This window comes from Massilia mucilaginosa, from assembly GCF_011682145.1.
Classification (GTDB): domain Bacteria; phylum Pseudomonadota; class Gammaproteobacteria; order Burkholderiales; family Burkholderiaceae_D; genus Telluria_A; species Telluria_A mucilaginosa.
In genome coordinates this window covers 1-253 of sequence record NZ_WHJH01000387.1, presented here as the reverse complement: position 1 = coordinate 253, position 253 = coordinate 1, and the positions used below count along the sequence as shown (strand labels likewise).

Here is a 253-nt window from a genome sequence, read left to right as displayed (position 1 = left end):
AGGCACGAATCGTTTGCCCGGATTCGGCCTGCGCCTGCAGGCGCGCCGGCCAGAGTTCGTGCTTCGTTGGCTCTTGCATGTTCGTGACTCCTGAGTTGATGGAGTACCGATTCTGGATGCCGAAAATGTAACTGTTCAGCCTGAGTGACGATGAAATATACATGTTGTAAACGCCGGACGCTTCGTTCATCATAGCGGCATGGCAAACAAGCTCCCGCGTCCCGACCTTTCCAAGCTTTCCGAGTCCGACAAG

At 54.9% G+C, this 253-nt stretch carries 1 protein-coding gene; it reads right to left on the bottom strand.

Annotated elements, in window-relative coordinates; genetic code table 11:
- Nucleotides 1–190: hypothetical protein (locus F2P45_RS35930; protein ID WP_223164954.1), on the bottom strand; the 190-nt coding region annotated here is incomplete at its 3' end.
- Nucleotides 191–253 lie beyond the last annotated feature (63 nt).